Annotated in this window: 7 protein-coding genes, 1 tRNA gene, 3 rRNA genes and 2 pseudogenes; 11 read left to right on the top strand and 2 right to left on the bottom strand. The window is 69.7% G+C overall.

Translation table 11 applies throughout. The features are described from left to right. The 3 genes and pseudogenes from KPL60_RS13745 to KPL60_RS13735 all read left to right on the top strand — a co-directional run. Window positions 1-292, top strand: a pseudogene (locus KPL60_RS13745) (hypothetical protein); the annotation flags it as partial. 16 nt (window positions 293-308) lie between these two features. Then, window positions 309-842, top strand: a complete 534-nt coding sequence (locus tag KPL60_RS13740) for a hemerythrin domain-containing protein (protein WP_226366089.1) — start codon at window positions 309-311, stop codon at window positions 840-842. Window positions 843-844: 2 nt separating this feature from the next. Continuing rightward, window positions 845-1,666, top strand: coding sequence for a family 1 encapsulin nanocompartment shell protein (locus tag KPL60_RS13735; RefSeq protein WP_226355677.1), 822 nt, complete (start codon window positions 845-847; stop codon window positions 1,664-1,666). Between the two features lie 66 nt (window positions 1,667-1,732). Here KPL60_RS13735 and KPL60_RS13730 read toward each other — a convergent pair. Continuing rightward, window positions 1,733-1,806 (bottom strand) — tRNA-Arg (locus tag KPL60_RS13730). Window positions 1,807-1,998: 192 nt separating this feature from the next. Here KPL60_RS13730 and KPL60_RS13725 point away from each other — a divergent pair. Next, window positions 1,999-2,802, top strand: coding sequence for a PP2C family serine/threonine-protein phosphatase (locus KPL60_RS13725; RefSeq protein ID WP_226355678.1), 804 nt, complete (start codon window positions 1,999-2,001; stop codon window positions 2,800-2,802). Window positions 2,803-2,805: 3 nt separating this feature from the next. Here KPL60_RS13725 and KPL60_RS13720 read toward each other — a convergent pair whose 3' ends face one another. Continuing rightward, on the bottom strand, window positions 2,806-3,429 hold the full coding sequence (locus tag KPL60_RS13720) for a class I SAM-dependent methyltransferase (RefSeq protein WP_226366088.1): 624 nt from the start codon (window positions 3,427-3,429) through the stop codon (window positions 2,806-2,808). 734 nt (window positions 3,430-4,163) lie between these two features. On the opposite strand from KPL60_RS13720, the gene KPL60_RS13715 reads away from it, so the two are divergent. From KPL60_RS13715 to KPL60_RS13680, 7 genes and pseudogenes are all read left to right on the top strand, one after another. Continuing rightward, window positions 4,164-5,683: ribosomal RNA gene (locus KPL60_RS13715) — 16S ribosomal RNA — on the top strand. 328 nt (window positions 5,684-6,011) lie between these two features. Continuing rightward, a 23S ribosomal RNA gene (locus tag KPL60_RS13710) occupies window positions 6,012-9,112 on the top strand. Between the two features lie 141 nt (window positions 9,113-9,253). After that, a 5S ribosomal RNA gene (gene rrf / locus KPL60_RS13705) occupies window positions 9,254-9,370 on the top strand. Together the 16S, 23S and 5S rRNA genes form the textbook arrangement of a ribosomal RNA operon. A gap of 1,023 nt (window positions 9,371-10,393) precedes the next feature. Further along, complete coding sequence (locus KPL60_RS13700) at window positions 10,394-10,936, top strand: single-stranded DNA-binding protein (protein ID WP_226355680.1); 543 nt, start codon at window positions 10,394-10,396, stop codon at window positions 10,934-10,936. Between the two features lie 24 nt (window positions 10,937-10,960). Beyond that, entirely contained in the window at window positions 10,961-12,637 is a 1,677-nt protein-coding gene (ettA, locus tag KPL60_RS13695) for an energy-dependent translational throttle protein EttA (protein ID WP_226355681.1), read from the top strand. 104 nt (window positions 12,638-12,741) lie between these two features. After that, entirely contained in the window at window positions 12,742-16,935 is a 4,194-nt protein-coding gene (locus KPL60_RS34275) for a hypothetical protein (protein WP_305080665.1), read from the top strand. Between the two features lie 120 nt (window positions 16,936-17,055). After that, window positions 17,056-19,200 (top strand): annotated as a pseudogene (locus KPL60_RS13680) (NAD-glutamate dehydrogenase domain-containing protein); the annotation flags it as partial.

The raw sequence follows: 19,200 nt of genomic DNA, 5'->3' as shown, positions 1-19,200 counted from the left end.
GCACGCACTCGGCCTTGTCCTGCTCGAGGCGCTCACCGGGGAACGGGAGTACCCGGGGACCACGGTGGAGTCCGCCGTCGCCCGGCTGCACCGCCACCGCGCGTCCCGGAGGAGCTGCCGGCCCGCTGCGGCGGACGCTGTCCGACGCGACCCGCCGGCACCCGGAGGAAGCGGCCGGCCGCCGCCGACCTCGCCCTCCGCCTCCGGCACCCCCGACGACCGCCGGATCTTCGGCGAGACGGCGGCCCCGGACCGTCGTAGCCTGCGCGGGTGCCGGACATCACCACCTTGATCCTCGACGACCACGCCTGGTTCCGTCGACAGTTCGCCGCGCTGGACGAGCTCCAGGCCGCGACTCCGATCCCCGTGAGCTCGCCGGCCTCTGGGAGCCGCTCGCCGCGCGCCTCGACGTGCACGCCCTCGCCGAGGAGAAGATCTTCTACCCGCAGCTCCTCGCGCACGGGGAGGACCCGGAGGACGAGACGCTCGACGCCATCGGGGACCACAACGAGATCCGCGACGGCGTCGCGCAGGCCGAGCGCAGCCCGGTCGGCAGCGGCCAGTGGTGGGAGGGGGTGTGGGCCGCCCGCCGCGCCAACGACGAGCACATGGGCGAGGAGGAGAACGAGGGCCTCGCCAACTTCCGCCTGAACGCCACCACCGGCCTGCGCGAGTCGCTCGGCCGGCAGTTCGCCGAGTTCCTCGACGCCCACCCCACCACCGCGGGCCTCGACAACTCCGACAAGGACCCCGAGGGCTACGTCGAGGAGGTCCAGGCCGAGATCGACCCGTCCGACCCGACCCGTGACGGGCTCGGCATCGGCAGTCTGAAGGGGAAGTAGACATGGCCGTGCACGACCACCTCCTGCGGGAGAAGGCACCCATCCCCACGACCGCCTGGAAGGCCGTCGACGACGAGGCGCGTGAGCGCCTGACCCCGCTCCTGGCCGGGCGCCGCCTCGCGGACTGGACCGGGACCGCGGGCTGGCAGACGTCGTCGGTCGACCTCGGTCGCTCGCAGCGGCTCGACGGGCCGCCGCCGGGCGTCGCCGTCGACGGCATCACGGCCCGCCTGCGCCGGGTGCAGCCGCTCGCCGAGTTCCGGGTCCCGTTCACGGTGTCCCGCGACGAGATCGACGACCTGCAGCGCGGCGCCCAGGACCCGGAGTTCGACGACCTCGCCCGCGCCGCCCGTGCGGCCGCCGCGATCGAGAACCGCGCGATCTTCCACGGCTGGCCGGAGGCCGGCTTCGAGGGCATCGCGGACGTCTCGCCGTACGACACCGTGGCCCTGGGCGACAACCCCGAGACCTACCCCGGCGCCGTCGCCCGTGCGGTGGACCAGCTGCGTCGCAACGGCATCGAGGGCCCCTACGCGATGGCGATCGCGCCCGAGGGCTACACCCGCATCGTGGAGACCGCCGAGCACGGCGGCTACCCGCTGTTCGAGCACCTGAGCCGCATCCTCGGCGGGCAGATCCTGCGCGCCCACGGCCTCGACGGTGCCGTGGTCGTCAGCCAGCGCGGCGGGGACTTCCTGCTCGACGTCGGCCAGGACCTGGCGATCGGCTACTCCGACCACGACGCCCGCGAGGTGCACCTCTACCTGGAGGAGAGCTTCACCTTCCGCGCCGTCGAGCCGGACGCGAGCGTGCGCCTGCGCTGACCCGCGGACCCGCCACCGGCCGTGCCCCGTCGTGATCCGGCGGGGCACGGTCGTGTGCGGAAAGTGTGCCCCCGGCAGGACTCGAACCTGCGACCTAGAGATTAGAAGGCTCTTGCTCTATCCAGCTGAGCTACGAGGGCCGGCCGCCCCGGACCTCGTCCGGTGCGCTCCCACCGTAGCGAGGAGGGCAAGCGATCACGGCCGCGGCACCGCCGTCAGGAACCACCCGATCCGGCCCGTGTGCTGGGCGGAGTGCCATCCGACCGGTTGAAGCACACGCCGAACGGGCCTCGCCTGCGACGCTGACGGACCGTGACGTCCATACTGTCCCCATGGTGCTGGGACTGCGATCCGCGCTCGGGTCGGATGTGGGCCGTCGCCGGACGTCGAACCAGGACTCCGGAGCGACGACCGGCCGACTGCTGATCGTGGCCGACGGGATGGGCGGTCACGCCCACGGCGAGATCGCGAGTGCGACGACGGTGTCGGTGTTCACCGAGCTGGAGGCCCGCCTCCCGCAGGACCTCACCGACATCGACCTCGCCGCCGAGCTGACCGAGGCGCTCAACGACGCCACGGACCGGCTGGCCCGCCGCGCCGCGGACGAGCCGGAGATGCGGGGGATGGGCACGACCGTCGTCTCGCTGCTCCTCACCGGCGACCAGCTCGCGCTCGCCCACATCGGCGACTCGCGCATCTACCTGCTGCGGGGTGGCGAGCTGAGCCGTCTCACCCACGACCACACGATGGTCCAGCAGCTCGTCGACCAGGGCCAGATCACCCTCGAGGAGGCGGCGCACCACCCGCGCCGATCCGTCCTGATGCGTGCGCTGAGCACCGACCACGCGCCGGACCCGGACCTCGACCGTGTCGACATCCTTGCCGGGGACCGCTACCTGCTCTGCTCGGACGGCGTCACCGCGGTGCTCGACGACGAGGCCCTGCACCGCGAGCTCGCCTCCGGCGCCGAGCCGGACCAGGTCGTCACCCAGCTCATCGCGCTCGCCAACGAGGGCGGCGGGCCCGACAACATCACCGCGATCGTCGCCGACGTCGTGGAGATCGACGACGTCGACGGCCCGGGTCAGGACCTGCGGATCGCCGGGGCCGTCGCCGAGATCGCCACCGCGGACTGACCCTCAGCGCCGGGCCACCACCCGGCGCAGCCGCACCGTGCGGACCGCCGAACGGTGCGCCGCGAGGTCCGCCCGGGCCCGCTCCGGCAGATCGGGTGGGTAGACGCCGGCCGCGCACAGCTCGTCCGCCCCGTCCGATGGTTCGACCCCGTCGAGGGTGAAGTCGAGACGGTCGTCGGCGAGCACGGCGAAGTCCGCGGCGGCCGCGAGCCACTCCGGGTGCTCGACGGCCGACCGGTGCCGCCACGCGTCACGCACCGCCTTCCTCAGCGCGCCCCCACCCCAGCCGAACGACCGGGGCGCCGGCACCAGGACCGAGATGAGGCCGTGCGGGGCGAGTACCCGCCGCAGCTCCGCGAACAGACCGTCGATGTCCCGTAGGTGGGGGAGCAGCATCGGGACGGCGACCCGGTCCACCGACCGCGTCCGCAGCGGGAGCGCCACGGGCGACGCCGTGATCCACAGGGGCTCACTGTTCCCCGCCTCCACCACCAGCCGCCCGGCGACGACGGTCGCCCGGACCCGACTCGTCGCACCCGGGGTTCGGCACCAGGCCGCTGCGGTGAGCTCCGCTCCGGCACGCAGCCGGTGCAGGACGGGCGGGAGGACGTCTCCGTCGGGCTGCACGCGCCGAGTCTCGCGTGCCAACGGACGGCTCCCACGGGGCACCACGACGAACGGCCACCCGCGGACGACGATCGTGATCACCCGCCCCGGCCGGTCCCCGTCGAGGACGAGCTCCCGCCTGCCGACCGCTCGTCGCGACCGGACGCCACGACGGACGGTCGAAAAAAATCTTGAAATTAGTTGGCGGGCAGGAGGGCGCGGGACGAACGACGGGTGGAGCGCTGGTTCCGGCCCCCATCGCGAGCTTCCACTTGCGCGATCGGCGCTGGTCAACCAGTATCCGGAGTGAGCTCGTCAGGGCGACCGTTCGTCGCTCGACAGGGTCGGGCTCGACCGTGGTGCTGTGCGGCCCGGAGACGGGTCTGCCCAGGTCAGCACGGGTTTCCGACCCCGGTTTGACGTGCCCGAATGCCATGCCGTAACTTTCTTCCTGTCAGCGAGTGAGCCGGACAGAACGGGCCCTGAAAGGCTCGGTCAACAGGCCCCGCGGACAGCGACCCCCGGTGGTTCACCGAGTTTCTCGGTGTGGTTACCTTTGTGGGTCAAGGCGATCCGTCTTCAGGATCCCGCTCTTCTTGAAGAGTCCGGGTGATTGCGGTGCGGGTGTCTTTTGAGAACTCAACAGTGTGTCGAGCTATTTATTCGGTTTGGCGTTTTGTGCCAAATTGTTTGTTTGGTTGCAGCATTCGATCCCGTCGGGTGTTGTGGCCAGTTGTTTGTTGTAAGTCAGGGTTTTGTTGGAGAGTTTGATCCTGGCTCAGGACGAACGCTGGCGGCGTGCTTAACACATGCAAGTCGAGCGGTAAGGCCCTTTCGGGGGTACACGAGCGGCGAACGGGTGAGTAACACGTGGGTGACCTGCCCTCCACTCTGGGATAAGCCTGGGAAACTGGGTCTAATACCGGATAGGACCACTGATCGCATGGTTGGTGGTGGAAAGTTTTCTCGGTGGGGGATGGGCCCGCGGCCTATCAGCTTGTTGGTGGGGTGATGGCCTACCAAGGCGGTGACGGGTAGCCGGCCTGAGAGGGCGACCGGCCACACTGGGACTGAGACACGGCCCAGACTCCTACGGGAGGCAGCAGTGGGGAATATTGCGCAATGGGCGGAAGCCTGACGCAGCGACGCCGCGTGGGGGATGACGGCCTTCGGGTTGTAAACCTCTTTCGCCAGGGACGAAGAGCAATTGACGGTACCTGGAGAAGAAGCACCGGCCAACTACGTGCCAGCAGCCGCGGTAACACGTAGGGTGCGAGCGTTGTCCGGAATTATTGGGCGTAAAGAGCTCGTAGGCGGTGTGTCGCGTCGGCCGTGAAAACTTGGGGCTTAACTCTGAGCGTGCGGTCGATACGGGCATCACTTGAGTTCGGCAGGGGAGACTGGAATTCCTGGTGTAGCGGTGAAATGCGCAGATATCAGGAGGAACACCGGTGGCGAAGGCGGGTCTCTGGGCCGATACTGACGCTGAGGAGCGAAAGCGTGGGGAGCGAACAGGATTAGATACCCTGGTAGTCCACGCCGTAAACGTTGGGCGCTAGGTGTGGGGACCATTCCACGGTTTCTGTGCCGCAGCTAACGCATTAAGCGCCCCGCCTGGGGAGTACGGCCGCAAGGCTAAAACTCAAAGGAATTGACGGGGGCCCGCACAAGCGGCGGAGCATGTGGATTAATTCGATGCAACGCGAAGAACCTTACCTGGGTTTGACATGCACCAGACATCCCTAGAGATAGGGCTTCCCTTGTGGTTGGTGTGCAGGTGGTGCATGGCTGTCGTCAGCTCGTGTCGTGAGATGTTGGGTTAAGTCCCGCAACGAGCGCAACCCTTGTTCCATGTTGCCAGCACGTAATGGTGGGGACTCATGGGAGACTGCCGGGGTCAACTCGGAGGAAGGTGGGGATGACGTCAAGTCATCATGCCCCTTATGTCCAGGGCTTCACACATGCTACAATGGCTCATACAGAGGGCTGCGAGACCGTGAGGTGGAGCGAATCCCTTAAAGTGAGTCTCAGTTCGGATCGGGGTCTGCAACTCGACCCCGTGAAGTTGGAGTCGCTAGTAATCGCAGATCAGCAACGCTGCGGTGAATACGTTCCCGGGCCTTGTACACACCGCCCGTCACGTCACGAAAGTTGGTAACACCCGAAGCCGGCGGCCCAACCCTTGTGGAGGGAGCTGTCGAAGGTGGGACTGGCGATTGGGACGAAGTCGTAACAAGGTAGCCGTACCGGAAGGTGCGGCTGGATCACCTCCTTTCTAAGGAGTCCCATCATGTGATGGGGCACCACACGCTCGTAAGTGAGTTGTGCTCATTTTGGGTGTCTGTGGTTCCTTCATTGAATCGCATCAGCGGCCCCGTTCGTGGGTTGGGTGCGTTGGGTGGAACGCAGCACGTCGGACCGTGTTGGCTTGGCACACTGTTGGGTCCTGAGAAGACATCTGCGGTTCTTCGGAACGGTGGTTCTTCTTTGGCCGCTCTGGTCGGGGGCTTCCTAACGCCTGCTTGTGTGTGGGTGGTGGTTGTTTCTTGGTCGGGTGTGGTTGTGGGTTGAGTGTTGCATAGTGGATGCGAGCATCTTGTTGTGGTCAAGTTGTTAAGAGCACATGGTGGATGCCTGGGCATCAGGAGCCGATGAAGGACGTGGGAGGCCGCGATAGGCCTCGGGGAGCTGTCAACCGAGCTGTGATCCGAGGGTGTCCGAATGGGGAAACCCAGCGCCCGTCATGGGGCGTTACCCGTACCTGAATTCATAGGGTGCGTGGAGGGAACGTGGGGAAGTGAAACATCTCAGTACCCACAGGAAGAGAAAACAATAGTGATTCCGTGAGTAGTGGCGAGCGAAAGCGGAAGAGGCTAAACCGTGTCCGTGTCAAGCCGGCAGGCGTTGCGGGTGCGGGGTTGTGAGACGTGTCGTTCATCTTCTGCCGAGGATGGGACAACTTGGATCTGTGTTAGCGGAACGACTCTGGGATGGTCGGCCGTAGTGGGTGATAGCCCCGTACGCGAAAACACTGGGTTCTGTTGTGGGCGTGTTCTCGAGTAGCAGCGAGCCCGTGAAATTCGCTGTGAATCTGGCGGGACCACCCGTCAAGCCTAAATACTACCTGATGACCGATAGCGGACAAGTACCGTGAGGGAAAGGTGAAAAGTACCCCGGGAGGGGAGTGAAATAGTACCTGAAACCGTGTGCTTACAAGCCGTCAGAGCCTGCAGTGCTTTCGTGGTACAGGGTGATGGCGTGCCTTTTGAAGAATGAGCCTGCGAGTTATGCTTCGTGGCGAGGTTAACCTGTGTGGGGTAGCCGTAGCGAAAGCGAGTCCGAATAGGGCGCTGTAGTCGCGGGGTGTAGACCCGAAGCGGAGTGATCTACCCATGGCCAGGGTGAAGCGTCGGTAAGACGTCGTGGAGGCCCGAACCCACCAGGGTTGAAAACCTGGGGGATGAGCTGTGGGTAGGGGTGAAAGGCCAATCAAACTTCGTGATAGCTGGTTCTCCCCGAAATGCATTTAGGTGCAGCGTCGTGTGTTTCTCACCGGAGGTAGAGCACTGGATGGCCTAGGGGGCCGACAAGCTTACCGAAGTCAGCCAAACTCCGAATGCCGGTGAGTGAGAGCGCGGCAGTGAGACTGCGGGGGATAAGCTTCGTGGTCGAGAGGGAAACAGCCCAGATCACCGGCTAAGGCCCCTAAGCGTGCGCTAAGTGGGAAAGGATGTGGGATCGCCCGGACAACCAGGAGGTTGGCTTAGAAGCAGCCACCCTTGAAAGAGTGCGTAATAGCTCACTGGTCAAGTGGTCCTGCGCCGACAATGTAGCGGGGCTCAAGCGCACCGCCGAAGCCGTGGCAATGACATCTTTAGGTGTTGTTGGGTAGGGGAGCGTCCTGCATCTGGTGAAGCCCGGGAGTGATTTACGGGTGGAGGGTGTGGGAGTGAGAATGCAGGCATGAGTAGCGAATGCAGAGTGAGAATCTCTGCCGCCGGATGACCAAGGGTTCCTGGGCCAGGTTGTTCCGCCCAGGGTGAGCCGGGACCTAAGGCGAGGCCGTCAGGCGTAGTCGATGGACAACGGGTTGATATTCCCGTGCTCGTGATAGTGCGTCCATGCTGAATCTGGTGATGCTAACCATCCGAACCCACCTCGGCTCCTTCGGGAGTTGTGTTTGTGGGGGAGCGTGGGATCCGATCTGGTAGTAGGCAAGTGATGGGGTGACGCAGGAGGGTAGCTCCGCCACGCGGTGGTTGTCGTGGTGTAAGCCTGTAGCCCGAGTCCTAGGTAAATCCGGGGCTCATATAAGGGTGAGAGGTGATGCGTAGCCGATTGAGGCGAAGAGGGTGATCCCATGCTGTCGAGAAAAGCCTCTAGCGAGTGCTGTTGCGGCCCGTACCCCAAACCGACACAGGTGGTCAGGTAGAGAATACCGAGGCGATCGAGCGAACTGTGGTTAAGGAATTCGGCAAAATACCTCCGTAACTTCGGGAGAAGGAGGGCCGGTTGTCTTGAGGCTCCTTGCGGGCTAGGGACGGCCGGTCGCAGAGACCAGGCCCAAGCGACTGTTTACTAAAAACACAGGTCCGTGCGAAGTCGCAAGACGATGTATACGGACTGACGCCTGCCCGGTGCTGGAACGTTAAGAGGACCTGTTAGCTCCTTCGGGGCGAAGCGGAGAACTTAAGCGCCAGTAAACGGCGGTGGTAACTATAACCATCCTAAGGTAGCGAAATTCCTTGTCGGGTAAGTTCCGACCTGCACGAATGGCGTAACGACTTGGGCGCTGTCTCGACCACAGACTCGGCGAAATTGCACTACGAGTAAAGATGCTCGTTACGCGCGGCAGGACGGAAAGACCCCGGGACCTTTACTATAGCTTGGTATTGGTGCTCGGTTCGGCTTGTGTAGGATAGGTGGGAGACTGTGAAATCGCCACGCCAGTGGTGGTGGAGTCGTTGTTGAAATACCACTCTGGTCGAATTGGGTGTCTCAACCTCGGGCCATGATCTGGTTCAGGGACAGTGCCTGGTGGGTAGTTTAACTGGGGCGGTTGCCTCCCAAAGAGTAACGGAGGCGCCCAAAGGTTCCCTCAGCCTGGTTGGCAATCAGGTGTTGAGTGTAAGTGCACAAGGGAGCTTGACTGTGAGACTGACGGGTCGAGCAGGGACGAAAGTCGGGACTAGTGATCCGGCACCACCTTGTGGAAGGGGTGTCGCTCAACGGATAAAAGGTACCCCGGGGATAACAGGCTGATCTTGCCCAAGAGTCCATATCGACGGCATGGTTTGGCACCTCGATGTCGGCTCGTCGCATCCTGGGGCTGGAGTAGGTCCCAAGGGTTGGGCTGTTCGCCCATTAAAGCGGTACGCGAGCTGGGTTTAGAACGTCGTGAGACAGTTCGGTCCCTATCCGCCGCGCGCGTTGGAGACTTGAGGAAGGCTGTCCCTAGTACGAGAGGACCGGGACGGACGAACCTCTGGTGTGCCAGTTGTCCCGCCAGGGGCACGGCTGGTTGGCTATGTTCGGGAGGGATAACCGCTGAAGGCATCTAAGCGGGAAGCCTGTTCCAAGATGAGGTCTCCCACCACCTTCGAGTGGGTAAGGCTCCCAGTAGATGACTGGGTTGATAGGCCGGAGATGGAAGCCCTGTGAGGGGTGGAGTTGACCGGTACTAATAGGCCGAGGGCTTGCCACAACGAGTTGTTCGCATCCACTGTGTGACCCTGAGTCCACAACCATCCACGTTTCCCCGGTGATCCGGGGGAGTGTGGGGTGGTGTGTGTGCTCGACCCCTGCCCCTAGGTTTTTGGGGGTGGGGTGATAGTTGGATAGTGCTGTCGGTGGTCATTGCGGTAGGGAAACGCCCGGTCCCATTCCGAACCCGGTAGCTAAGCCTTCCAGCGCCGATGGTACTGCACTCGCCAGGGTGTGGGAGAGTAGGTCGTCGCCGACATTCAACTTTGATGGGATGTGCCCCGGACTTTCGAGTCCGGGGCATTTCTCATTTCCGGACCCTTTTTCGCTCCGATGCGTTATGCCGGTCCGGGGCGGGATCGGTGCATCCGTTCCCGGCCCTGGCACGGGGTCCTCCGGGGCCGGGGGTCGAGGCGCGTGCTCCCTCGTGGAGTCGCACCCGGTCCCGCACCACCGGTGGGCCGGCGCACCTCGCACGCTTTCCTGCGACCTCGCACCCTCTGCAGGGGCTGCGAGGTCGCAGGAACGTGTGCGACGTGCGGTGCCCGGTGCGGCGTGCGCGAAGGCTCCGTTGTAGGAGCGCGGTATCGGTGACTCGTTCCGCCGAGGGAGCTCCTCCGCCGGCGAGAGCGGACACGGTGGCGACGAGCGGGGTCGTGCCGTCTGCTCTCAGTCGCAGAGCGTGCGAGGTCGACGAAGGCTGTGCGAGGCGGCACAGGGTGGCCCGGAGAGCGCTGTGTGCGCCGCGGGGCCCGTCGGCCGATGCCGGGCACGTCCGTCGGGTGCGGTGCGCGGCTCGTGGCGGCCACACGGCTCCGCCACCGGGGCGGCCGCCGCCCGCGTCCGTGACGTCCACGGTCGGCGGCCTGCGACGAATCGTGTCGGGGCACGCCGCTGAGCGTCGGAGGCTCGATGCTGTGCGATCGAGAGCCCGCGTCCGGTGCGAGAGGGAGCAGGAGGCGTCGGGCGGGCGATGGTGTCCGCTCCGATCAGGCGGCGGGGTCCCCAGGGCCCGTGTCTCCGGTCGGCAGGGGATAGATGACGTGACGGCGGGATCCGTGCGGCCGCGGTGTCACCGCCCCGGGATGCCGGCTACGGGGATGGACATGTCCGGGTGGGGGGAAGCACACCGGACCGACAGTCGTCGTGGCCGAAGCGGGTCGGGACGGCCGGTCATCCCCAACGGGCACGGTTGTCCACAGGCTCTGACGTGACCCCGTCGACGGGGCGTGGGCGGGTGAAGCTCATGGGGACAACGCACCCCAGAGCCTCGGAGGATCCGATGAGCGACAACACCGCCACCATCGTCGGCAACCTGACCCGCACCCCCGTCCTGCGCTACACCGCGAACAGCATCCCGGTCACGGACCTGACGGTCGCGGTCAACCACCGTCGCAAGGACCCGATGACCGAGCAGTGGCACGACGTCGCGTGCACCTACTACACGGTGACGTGCTGGCGGACCCTGGCCGAGCACGCGGTGCGGACGTTCGAGAAGGGGCACCGCGTCATCGTCATCGGCCGGATGTACGTCGAGGAGTGGACGGGCCGGGAGGGCGACGTGCGGCAGAGCATCCGGATCGAGCCGTCCAGCGTCGGGCTCGACATCCGCTTCTCCCCGGCGGCCGTCGCGCCCCGGCCGTCGGTGTCACAGGGGCCGTCGGTGCCGCAGGCCCGGGGCACCGACGACGCCGCCATGCGATGGGGCACCCCGCCCACCGAAGAGCCGGACCACGACGGGTACGACGACGCCCCGGACGAGGTCGAGAGTGCGGAGCTCGACGAGCTCGCGAGGCTGGCGACCGCACCGGCCTCGAGCGGCTGAGCGGGCCCGATCTACCATCGCATCGTGGCGGATCTGATTTACACGATGCGGAACGTGCGTAAGGCGCACGGCGACAAGGTCATCCTGGAGAACGCGTCGATCAGCTTCCTGCCGGGGGCGAAGATCGGCGTCGTGGGCCCCAACGGCGCCGGGAAGTCGACCGTCCTCAAGATCATGGCAGGGCTGGAGAACGCGAACAACGGCGACGCCTTCCTCAAGCCCGGGGCGACGGTCGGTATCCTCCAGCAGGAGCCCCCGCTCAACGAGGAGAAGACCGTCCTCGGGAACGTCGAGGAGGGCCTCGGCGACGTGAAGGTCAAGCTCGACCGGTACAACGCGATCGCCGAGGAGATGGCGACCAACTACACCGACGAGCTGATGGAGGAGATGGGCCAGCTCCAGGAGGAGCTCGACCACGCCGACGCGTGGGAGATCGACTCCCAGCTCGAGCAGGCGATGGACGCACTGCGTTGCCCGCCCGGGGACGCCGAGGTCACCCACCTCTCCGGTGGTGAGCGCCGGCGCGTCGCGCTGTGCAAGCTTCTGCTGTCCCAGCCCGATCTGCTCCTGCTCGACGAGCCCACCAACCACCTCGACGCCGAGAGCGTCCTGTGGCTCGAGCAGTTCCTCGCGAGCTACCCGGGCGCCGTCCTCGCGGTCACCCACGACCGGTACTTCCTGGACAACGTCGCAGGCTGGATCCTCGAGCTCGACCGCGGACGCACCTTCCCCTACGAGGGCAACTACTCCACCTACCTGGAGAAGAAGGGCGAGCGCCTCGCCGTCCAGGGCAAGAAGGACCAGAAGCTCCAGAAGCGCCTGAAGGAGGAGCTGGCCTGGGTCCGCTCCAACCCGAAGGCCCGCCAGGCGAAGAGCCGCTCGCGGCTCGACCGCTACGAGGAGATGGCGACCGAGGCCGAGCGGCACAAGAAGCTCGACTTCGAGGAGATCCAGATTCCGCCGGGCCCGCGCCTGGGCAGCCAGGTCGTCGAGGTCTCCCACCTCGACAAGGGCTTCGACGGCCGCCAGCTGATCAAGGACCTCTCCTTCACGCTGCCGCGCAACGGCATCGTCGGCGTGATCGGTCCGAACGGTGTCGGTAAGACGACGCTGTTCAAGACGATCGTCGGTCTGGAGCACCCGGACTCCGGCGAGGTCAAGATCGGCGACACGGTCAAGCTGTCGTACGTCGACCAGAACCGCGGCGGGATCGACCCGAAGAAGACCGTCTTCGAGGTGGTCTCCGACGGGCTCGACTACATCCAGGTCGGCAACACCGAGATGCCGTCGCGCGCCTACGTCGCGGCGTTCGGCTTCAAGGGCCCGGACCAGCAGAAGCCGGCCGGGGTCCTGTCCGGTGGTGAGCGCAACCGCCTCAACCTGGCGCTGACGCTCAAGCAGGGCGGCAACCTGATCCTGCTCGACGAGCCGACGAACGACCTGGACGTCGAGACCCTCGGTTCGCTGGAGAACGCGCTCGAGCAGTTCCCCGGCTGCGCCGTGGTCATCTCCCACGACCGCTGGTTCCTCGACCGGACCTGCACGCACATCCTGGCGTGGGAGGGCACGGACGAGAACCCGGCCGAGTGGTTCTGGTTCGAGGGCAACTTCGAGGCCTACGAGAAGAACAAGGTGGAGCGCCTCGGCGCGGAGGCGGCGCGACCGCACCGGGTCACCCACCGTAAGCTCACCCGCGACTGATCACCGCCCGGTCCGGACCTCCCCATCCGGTCGGGCCGGCCCCGGCGACGGGTGACCGGCTCCCTCGGGAGGTCCGGACGGTGGTGTCACTCAGGGGAGGCGATGTGACGTTCGACCTGGGAGGTCGGGCCGCCGGCGCGACGACGGCCGAACTGCGCACGGCGGCGGCCCTGCGCTGGCAGCGGCCCCTGCTCACCGCGGAACTGGCGGAGCAGGCGTGCGCGCGAGCCGTCGCAGACGGTGACGATCTGCGCTGGCTGCAGGCCGCGGGCTGGCTGCTCGACGGCCACGCCGCGGGTGGGGACGCCCGCGACGTCGCCACCGCCGTCGTCGCCGGGGTGACCGGTCATGTCAACCCGGGTGACAGCACGGTCCCCGTGCCCCTCCGCGCGCCCGGCACCGAGGTCCTCACCCGTCCCGAGGGCGCCCGTCTGCGGGTGGAGCTGGCCGGGGTCGCCCAGGCCGACGGGGAGCTCGAGGCGGCTCGGGCACTCGTCGTCGGACTGCCGGACGACGCCCCGGGGGAGGACCAGGGGCTGCTGCGCCTCGACCGGCTCGCGGTCGAGGTGCGCTGCGCACTCGCCGGCGCCTCCGCCGCCGAGCTCGAACGGCTGCGCAGCGACGTCGACGCCTGCGGGTCCGGCTTCGGTGGCGAACCCGCGGCGTACGCGGACCTCGTCGTCGGGTCGGTGCACCGGGCCCGGCGCGAACACGACGCCGCCGTGGACCGCGCGCTGCGCGGCCTGGCCCAGCTCGGATGGACACCGGAACGGCCCGGGTCCCGCCCGCTGTCGACCCACCTCGCCGCGGCACTGCTCAGCCAGTGGATCACTGCGCTGCTCGACTCCGGGCACGTCCCGCCCGACGCGGTCGCCGCGGCCGCCGTGCAGCGCGACGCCGGGGACGCCGGTCGTCAGGGCGTGCTGCTGCGGCTCACGCTCGCCCGGGTGCAGGCGGGGCGCGCGGACCACGCAGCCCGCGCCCTGGTCGAGGCCGCCGACGGCGCCGAACAGGCGGGCGTCCCCGCGCTGGTTGCAGCCTGCCGAACCGCCCAGTCCGAGCTGCACGAGGGCTCGGGCAGGTACCGCGAGGCCCTCGAGACGATGCGGGCCGCGATGGAGGCCGACCAGGTCGATCGCGACCGCGGGACGCGCTTCCGCGCCGCGGTGGCGGCGTTACTGCCGCTCGCCGCCGTCCGCACCAGCACCGCCGAGCGACCCACCCCGTTCCCGCGCACGGGCGGAGCGCCGGCCGTACCCGCCGAGCGTCCGGCTGCGACCGGAGGCGCCGTCGCCGGTGCTCCGACGGGCGGGCCCGGTGTCGGTACCCGGGACAGCGTCGGTCGCGGTACGCCGGAACCGGGGTTCGCCGCGTCCCGCTCCGGCGGTGCGGAGTCGTCCTCCGGCGGGGACCAGCGAGGCGGAGACGACCCTCCCGCCCGGACGCCCGTCGAGGAACGCACGGTCGGTGCCGGGACCGACCGCCCCGCCGGAACCGGCCACACCGAGCCCGAGCACGATCGCCCGACCGACGATCGGCCCCGGGCCGACCGGTCCTCCGCCACGGTGAGCAGGGACGGTCGCGGAGCCGGAGCCGGAGCCGGGGACGACGGCGCCACGGGAGCCGGGGCCACGAACGGCCGTCCGGCGAACGACCTCCCCGCGGCCGGACGCTTCCCGGTGCGCTGGGCGCCGTCGGAGAGCCTGCTCTTGGGCCCCGGCACGACGAACGGTGCCGCAACCGCCGACCCGTCGCCCGCCGACCGCACCGTGGAGCGGTCCACCGGCGCGAACCGGAACGGTCACCGTCCCGGCGAGGCCGGCCTCACGACGGATGCGTCGTCGGCGACCGGTACGCCGGGCACGACCCACACCACAGGGACCACCGGTACGCCGGACACGACGGGCGCCGCAGGATCGTTTGACCGGGCGTCGGACGACACGACGGACACCGGAGGTCGACGACCCGCGGGCATCGACCCCGCCGACCCGCTGGGCGTCTCCGGGCTCCTCGCGGACGGGCCGGCACCAATGGCACCCCGGGACCCGTCGTGGACCGGGCCGTCGTGGACCCCCGACGCGGCAGGCGGTTCGCCGCTCGCCGACGCCCTCCTGGCCGAGTGGCGCGCCCCCGAGCCGCCTGCGGCCACGCACCGCAACGGGTCCCACGGCCCGGCTGACGTCGTTCCGCGGAACGGAGCACGGCACGACGGGGCCCACCGGTCCGGCGACGGCGACGGGGCCGACCCGGCAGCCGGGCCAGGCCCCGTCGACGGTCACCGGAACGGGGCTCCCGCTCCGGAGCCGGCCGTCGTCGCCGAGCGGGCTGCGGGCGAGTCGACCCTCGCCGAGGCCGACCCGAGGTCCGGTCGGGCGAGCGCGCGCGCCGCGGCCCGTGTCCCGGACAGCGGCCCGGCAGCGGCACCGACCGCCCCCGCGGCCCCGACGGGTCCACCCGGTCCGGCGGAGCGGTCGATCGTCCTCGACCTCGTCGACGGCGACCTCGAGACCGTCACCGGTACGGCGGCGGTGGGGGCCCTGCACGACGTGGTCACCCGGGCCCGCCGGTTGGTTCCGCCATCCGGGACCACACGTCGCGACGACGACACGGTGCGGGTCACCCTGCCCGACGTCGACCACGTCACCGTCCTGCTCTGGGCACGGTCGCTCGCGACGCACCTCGGCGGTCGCGTGCGCCGGGGCGGGCTGCCGGCGGGGACGTCCCTGCGGATGCAGGCCGTCGGACCGCACGGTGTCGAGGGCGACGAGATCGTCACCGAGCTGACCGGGCCGGACACGCCGGCGCCCCTCCCTGAGGCGCCCTCGGCCCGGGTCGGTGGGCACTCCGGCGCCGCGCAGACCGGGGACGCGGGGTCGGGTGCCGGTGAGCCGTCGGCCGCCTCGGAGCCGGTCGCGGGGCCGGCGCTGGCGACGCCGCTGGACCTGTCCGGCGAGCGCGCGGCCCGGGGCGGGCGGCGACGGGCCGCCGGCGACGGGACGGCGTCGTTGAGCGCCGTCGGTCTCACCGTGCGGCCCGGGAGCGGCGGGCGGCGGCGCTCCGACGGAGCCGTCCGGGACCCGGCGGCCCGCGACCGGACCGTCCGGAGCCCGGCCGCCCGCGACTCCGGTGCCCGGGATCGTGGCCCCGGACACCTCGCCGAGCCGCACCCCTCCGCCCGCGACGAGGCCCGAGACGGGGCCCGCGGCGCTGCGGGCGGCGACCCCACCGGACCGGCGAGCGATGAGCGGGCGCAGGTGTGGGGCGGTTCCGCCCCGGCGGACCCCATGTCGGTGCCGGACCCGTTGGACACCCGGTTCGCGCTGCCCCCGGAGCCGGATCGGCGCCTCGCCGAGGCGGTCCGGGCCCACCTCGACCTCCCCGGGCCGGACGGCGCCGCCTCCCGCTACGACGGCCCGGCCCGTGAACGTTCCGGGCTGCCGGTGCGGTGGTCCGGGGTCGACGACGGAGCGGGGGAGTCCGCGCTGCCGCGTCGTCGTGGGCGGGACACCACCCCACCGGCCGATGACGGACACGGCGGGACCGCCGGTCTGTTCGACGGGGGCGGGACCACGTCCGCCCGGGTCGCCGGCCACCGTGCGTCCGGCGAGCCCGACGGCAGTGGCGTGGGCGCGGGGACCTGGACGTTGCGTACCGCGACCGGACCGACCGTGGTGCGGGGCGCAGCGGCCGTCTTCGCCCCGACGCCCGGCGATGCTGCCGCGACCGGCGATGCTGCCGCGACTGGCGATGCTGCCGCGACTGGCGATGCTGCCGCGACCGGCGACGCTGCCGCGCGCGGTGACGCTTTCGCGCGCGGTGACGCTGCCGCGAGCGGCGACGACGAACCGGCGACCGGCGCCGTCCACACTCCGACGACGGACGTACGACCCGGCGGGAACCGACCCGGCGGGAACCGACCGGACGCAGGCGGACGCCGGACGCCGGGCGCCGGTCCCGCGACCCGACGGGCCCGCTCCCGCCGAGCGGTCCCCGCGGACGGATCGGTGCCGTCGGACGCCGCGGACCGGGAGGACGGCCCGGCCACGAGGGACGAGCCGCCGACGGGGCCCTCGCGCGACGACGCATCTACCCCGGCCGGGACGCGGGACGGCGCGTCACCCGTGACGCCCGGACGGCAGGACAGCGCTGCCGGCGCCCCGGCGACGACGTCGGCACCGGCCGACGGCACACCGGGCGCCCCGGCCACGCCGGCCCCGTCCGACCCCGCCGGCATCCCCGAGGACATGGGCCTCGCCGATCTCCTCGCCGGGGCCCTCGCGGCCTACCGCGAGATCTGACCGGCCGCCGGGAACCGCTCGCCCGGTCGTCGTGGACGCGGCCGTCCCGGTCCGCCGATGGTGTCGGTACCTCGGGATAGGGTGACGGCCGTCAGCACACGCACGGGGCCGGAGTGGATCGTGAGCAGCGGGACGACGGGGCAGACCGGGAACACCACGAGCACCGACGGGCCGGGCGGTGATCCCCGCCCCGGGAGCGGTGCCGCCGCGGACCTCGTCCGTCTCTACGCCCGGCACACCCCCGAGACCGACGCGACCGGCGGCGCGGAGCTGCCCGGGCCGGCGACCGTCGTCGACACCCATCTCGCGCTCGGTGCGCACCGCGAACCCGGCCGGGCCGCCGTCCGGGTGACCGCCGCCGGGGGAGACGCGGTGACGGTCGACATCGTCACCGACGACATGCCCTACATCGTCGAGTCGGCGCTCGCCGGGATCGGCCGGGCCGGCGGCACCGCGCGGCGCGTCGTGCACCCGATCCTGGTCGTGCACCGCGCCGCCGACGGCACGCTGACCGGCGTCGACACCGCCGCCGACCCGACCGACCCCACCGAGGGGGCCTCGGTCGAGTCGTGGATGCACGTCGACGTCGTGTCCTCCGGGGATCTCGACCCCGACGCGCTGCACGCCGAGCTGGAGCACACGCTCGCCGCGGTCCGGCAGGTCGTCGACGACACCGCCGCGATGACCCTGCGCGCCCGCGCCCTCGCCGACGACCTCTCCGGCACCGGTGCCGCCACGGCCGCCGACGCCGACGAGGGGGACGTGCACCCGGCCGAGGTCGCGGACCTGCTGCGCTGGCTGGTCGACGACCACTTCTTCTTCGTCGGCTACCGCCACTACTCCCGGCGCACCGACAGCGGGGGCGACCCGGACGGGCGGCTGCGGCCCGACACCGACACCGGTCTCGGCGTGCTGCGCCCCGGCGACGCCGGCGCGAACGTCTTCCTCCCCGAGGAGACCGGCGCCGCCGACCCCGCCGGCCTGCTCCTGTTCACCCGCGCCAGCGAGCGCAGCCGGGTGCTGCGCGCGGTGCACCCGTACTACGTGGGTGTCCGCACCCGCGACGCCGACGGGACCGTCACCGGCGAGCACCGCTTCCTCGGGATGCTGACCGTCCCGGCCCGGCACGAGTCGGTCCTGGACATCCCGGTCGTCGCCCGCCGCATCCGTGGCGCCATCCGGCGCGCGGGCTTCCCGGCCGACTCCTACTCCGGGCAGCAGATGCTCGAGGTGTTCTCCCAGCTGCCGCGCGCGGAGCTGTTCACCTCGTCGCAGGAGCGGCTGCACGACACCGCCGTCGGCGTACTGGAGGCGGGCGCCCGCCGCGCGGTGCGGCTGTTCGTGCACCCCGACCCCTACCGCCGCTTCCTGTCCTGCCTGGTCTACCTGCCGCGTGACCGCTACACGACCGCGACCCGGCTGCGGATCACCGACATCCTGCGCACCCGGCTCGGCGGCACCGACGTCAGCTACACCGCCCAGGTCGGCGACGTCGAGCTGGCGCTGCTGCACCTGACGATCACCACCGACCCCGGCGCCGAGCCGGCCACGGTGGACCTGGCCGAGCTGCAGGACCACGTCGCCGAGGCGACCCGGACCTGGGACGACCTGCTCGTCGCCGCGCTCGGCGACGCCGGGCCCGCCGCCCGGCCGATGCTGGCCGGAGTCCCCGAGTCCTACAAGGCGACGGTGACCCCGCTGCGCGCCGTCGAGGACCTGCGGCGGCTGATGACGCTGGGGGAGAAGGGCGAGGACGCGTTCGACCTGCGGCTGTACCGCAGCATCGAGGGCGACATCCGGTTCGCGCTCTACGTCGGCGACGACCCGGTCACCCTCACCGGTGTGCTGCCGCTGCTGCAGCAGCTCGACGTCGAGGTCGTCGACGAGCGGCCCTACGAGTTCTGCCGCCCCGACGGCCGTCGCTGCTGGCTCTACGACTTCGGGCTCCGGCCCCCGCAGCCCGCCGGTGCCCCCGCGGTCCCCACTGTCACCGTCGAGGACGCCGGTCGTCGCTTCGAGGAGGCGTTCGCCGCGGCCTGGCGGGGCGACGCCGAGTCCGACCGGTTCTCCGCGCTCGTCCTGCGGGCCGGTCTGCACTGGCGCGAGGCCGCCGTCCTGCGGGCCTACAGCCGCTACACCCGCCAGCTCGGCGGGCTGTTCACCCTGCAGTACACGGCCGGCGTCCTGGTCGCGCACCCGCAGGTCGCGCAGGGTCTGATCACCCTGTTCCGGGCCCGGTTCGACCCGGCCACCACCGACGCCGAC

Source organism: Pseudonocardia sp. ICBG162, from assembly GCF_020496225.1.
Classification (GTDB): domain Bacteria; phylum Actinomycetota; class Actinomycetes; order Mycobacteriales; family Pseudonocardiaceae; genus Pseudonocardia; species Pseudonocardia alni.
Note: the sequence above shows the minus strand (reverse complement) of the source record. Positions and strands in the feature narration are given on the sequence as shown.

Coding starts and splice junctions, on each gene's coding strand:
- KPL60_RS13700 (WP_226355680.1), top strand. CDS start 10,394: ATGAGCGACAACACCGCCACCATCGTCGGCAACCTGACCCGCACCCCC.
- KPL60_RS13725 (WP_226355678.1), top strand. CDS start 1,999: ATGGTGCTGGGACTGCGATCCGCGCTCGGGTCGGATGTGGGCCGTCGC.
- KPL60_RS13735 (WP_226355677.1), top strand. CDS start 845: ATGGCCGTGCACGACCACCTCCTGCGGGAGAAGGCACCCATCCCCACG.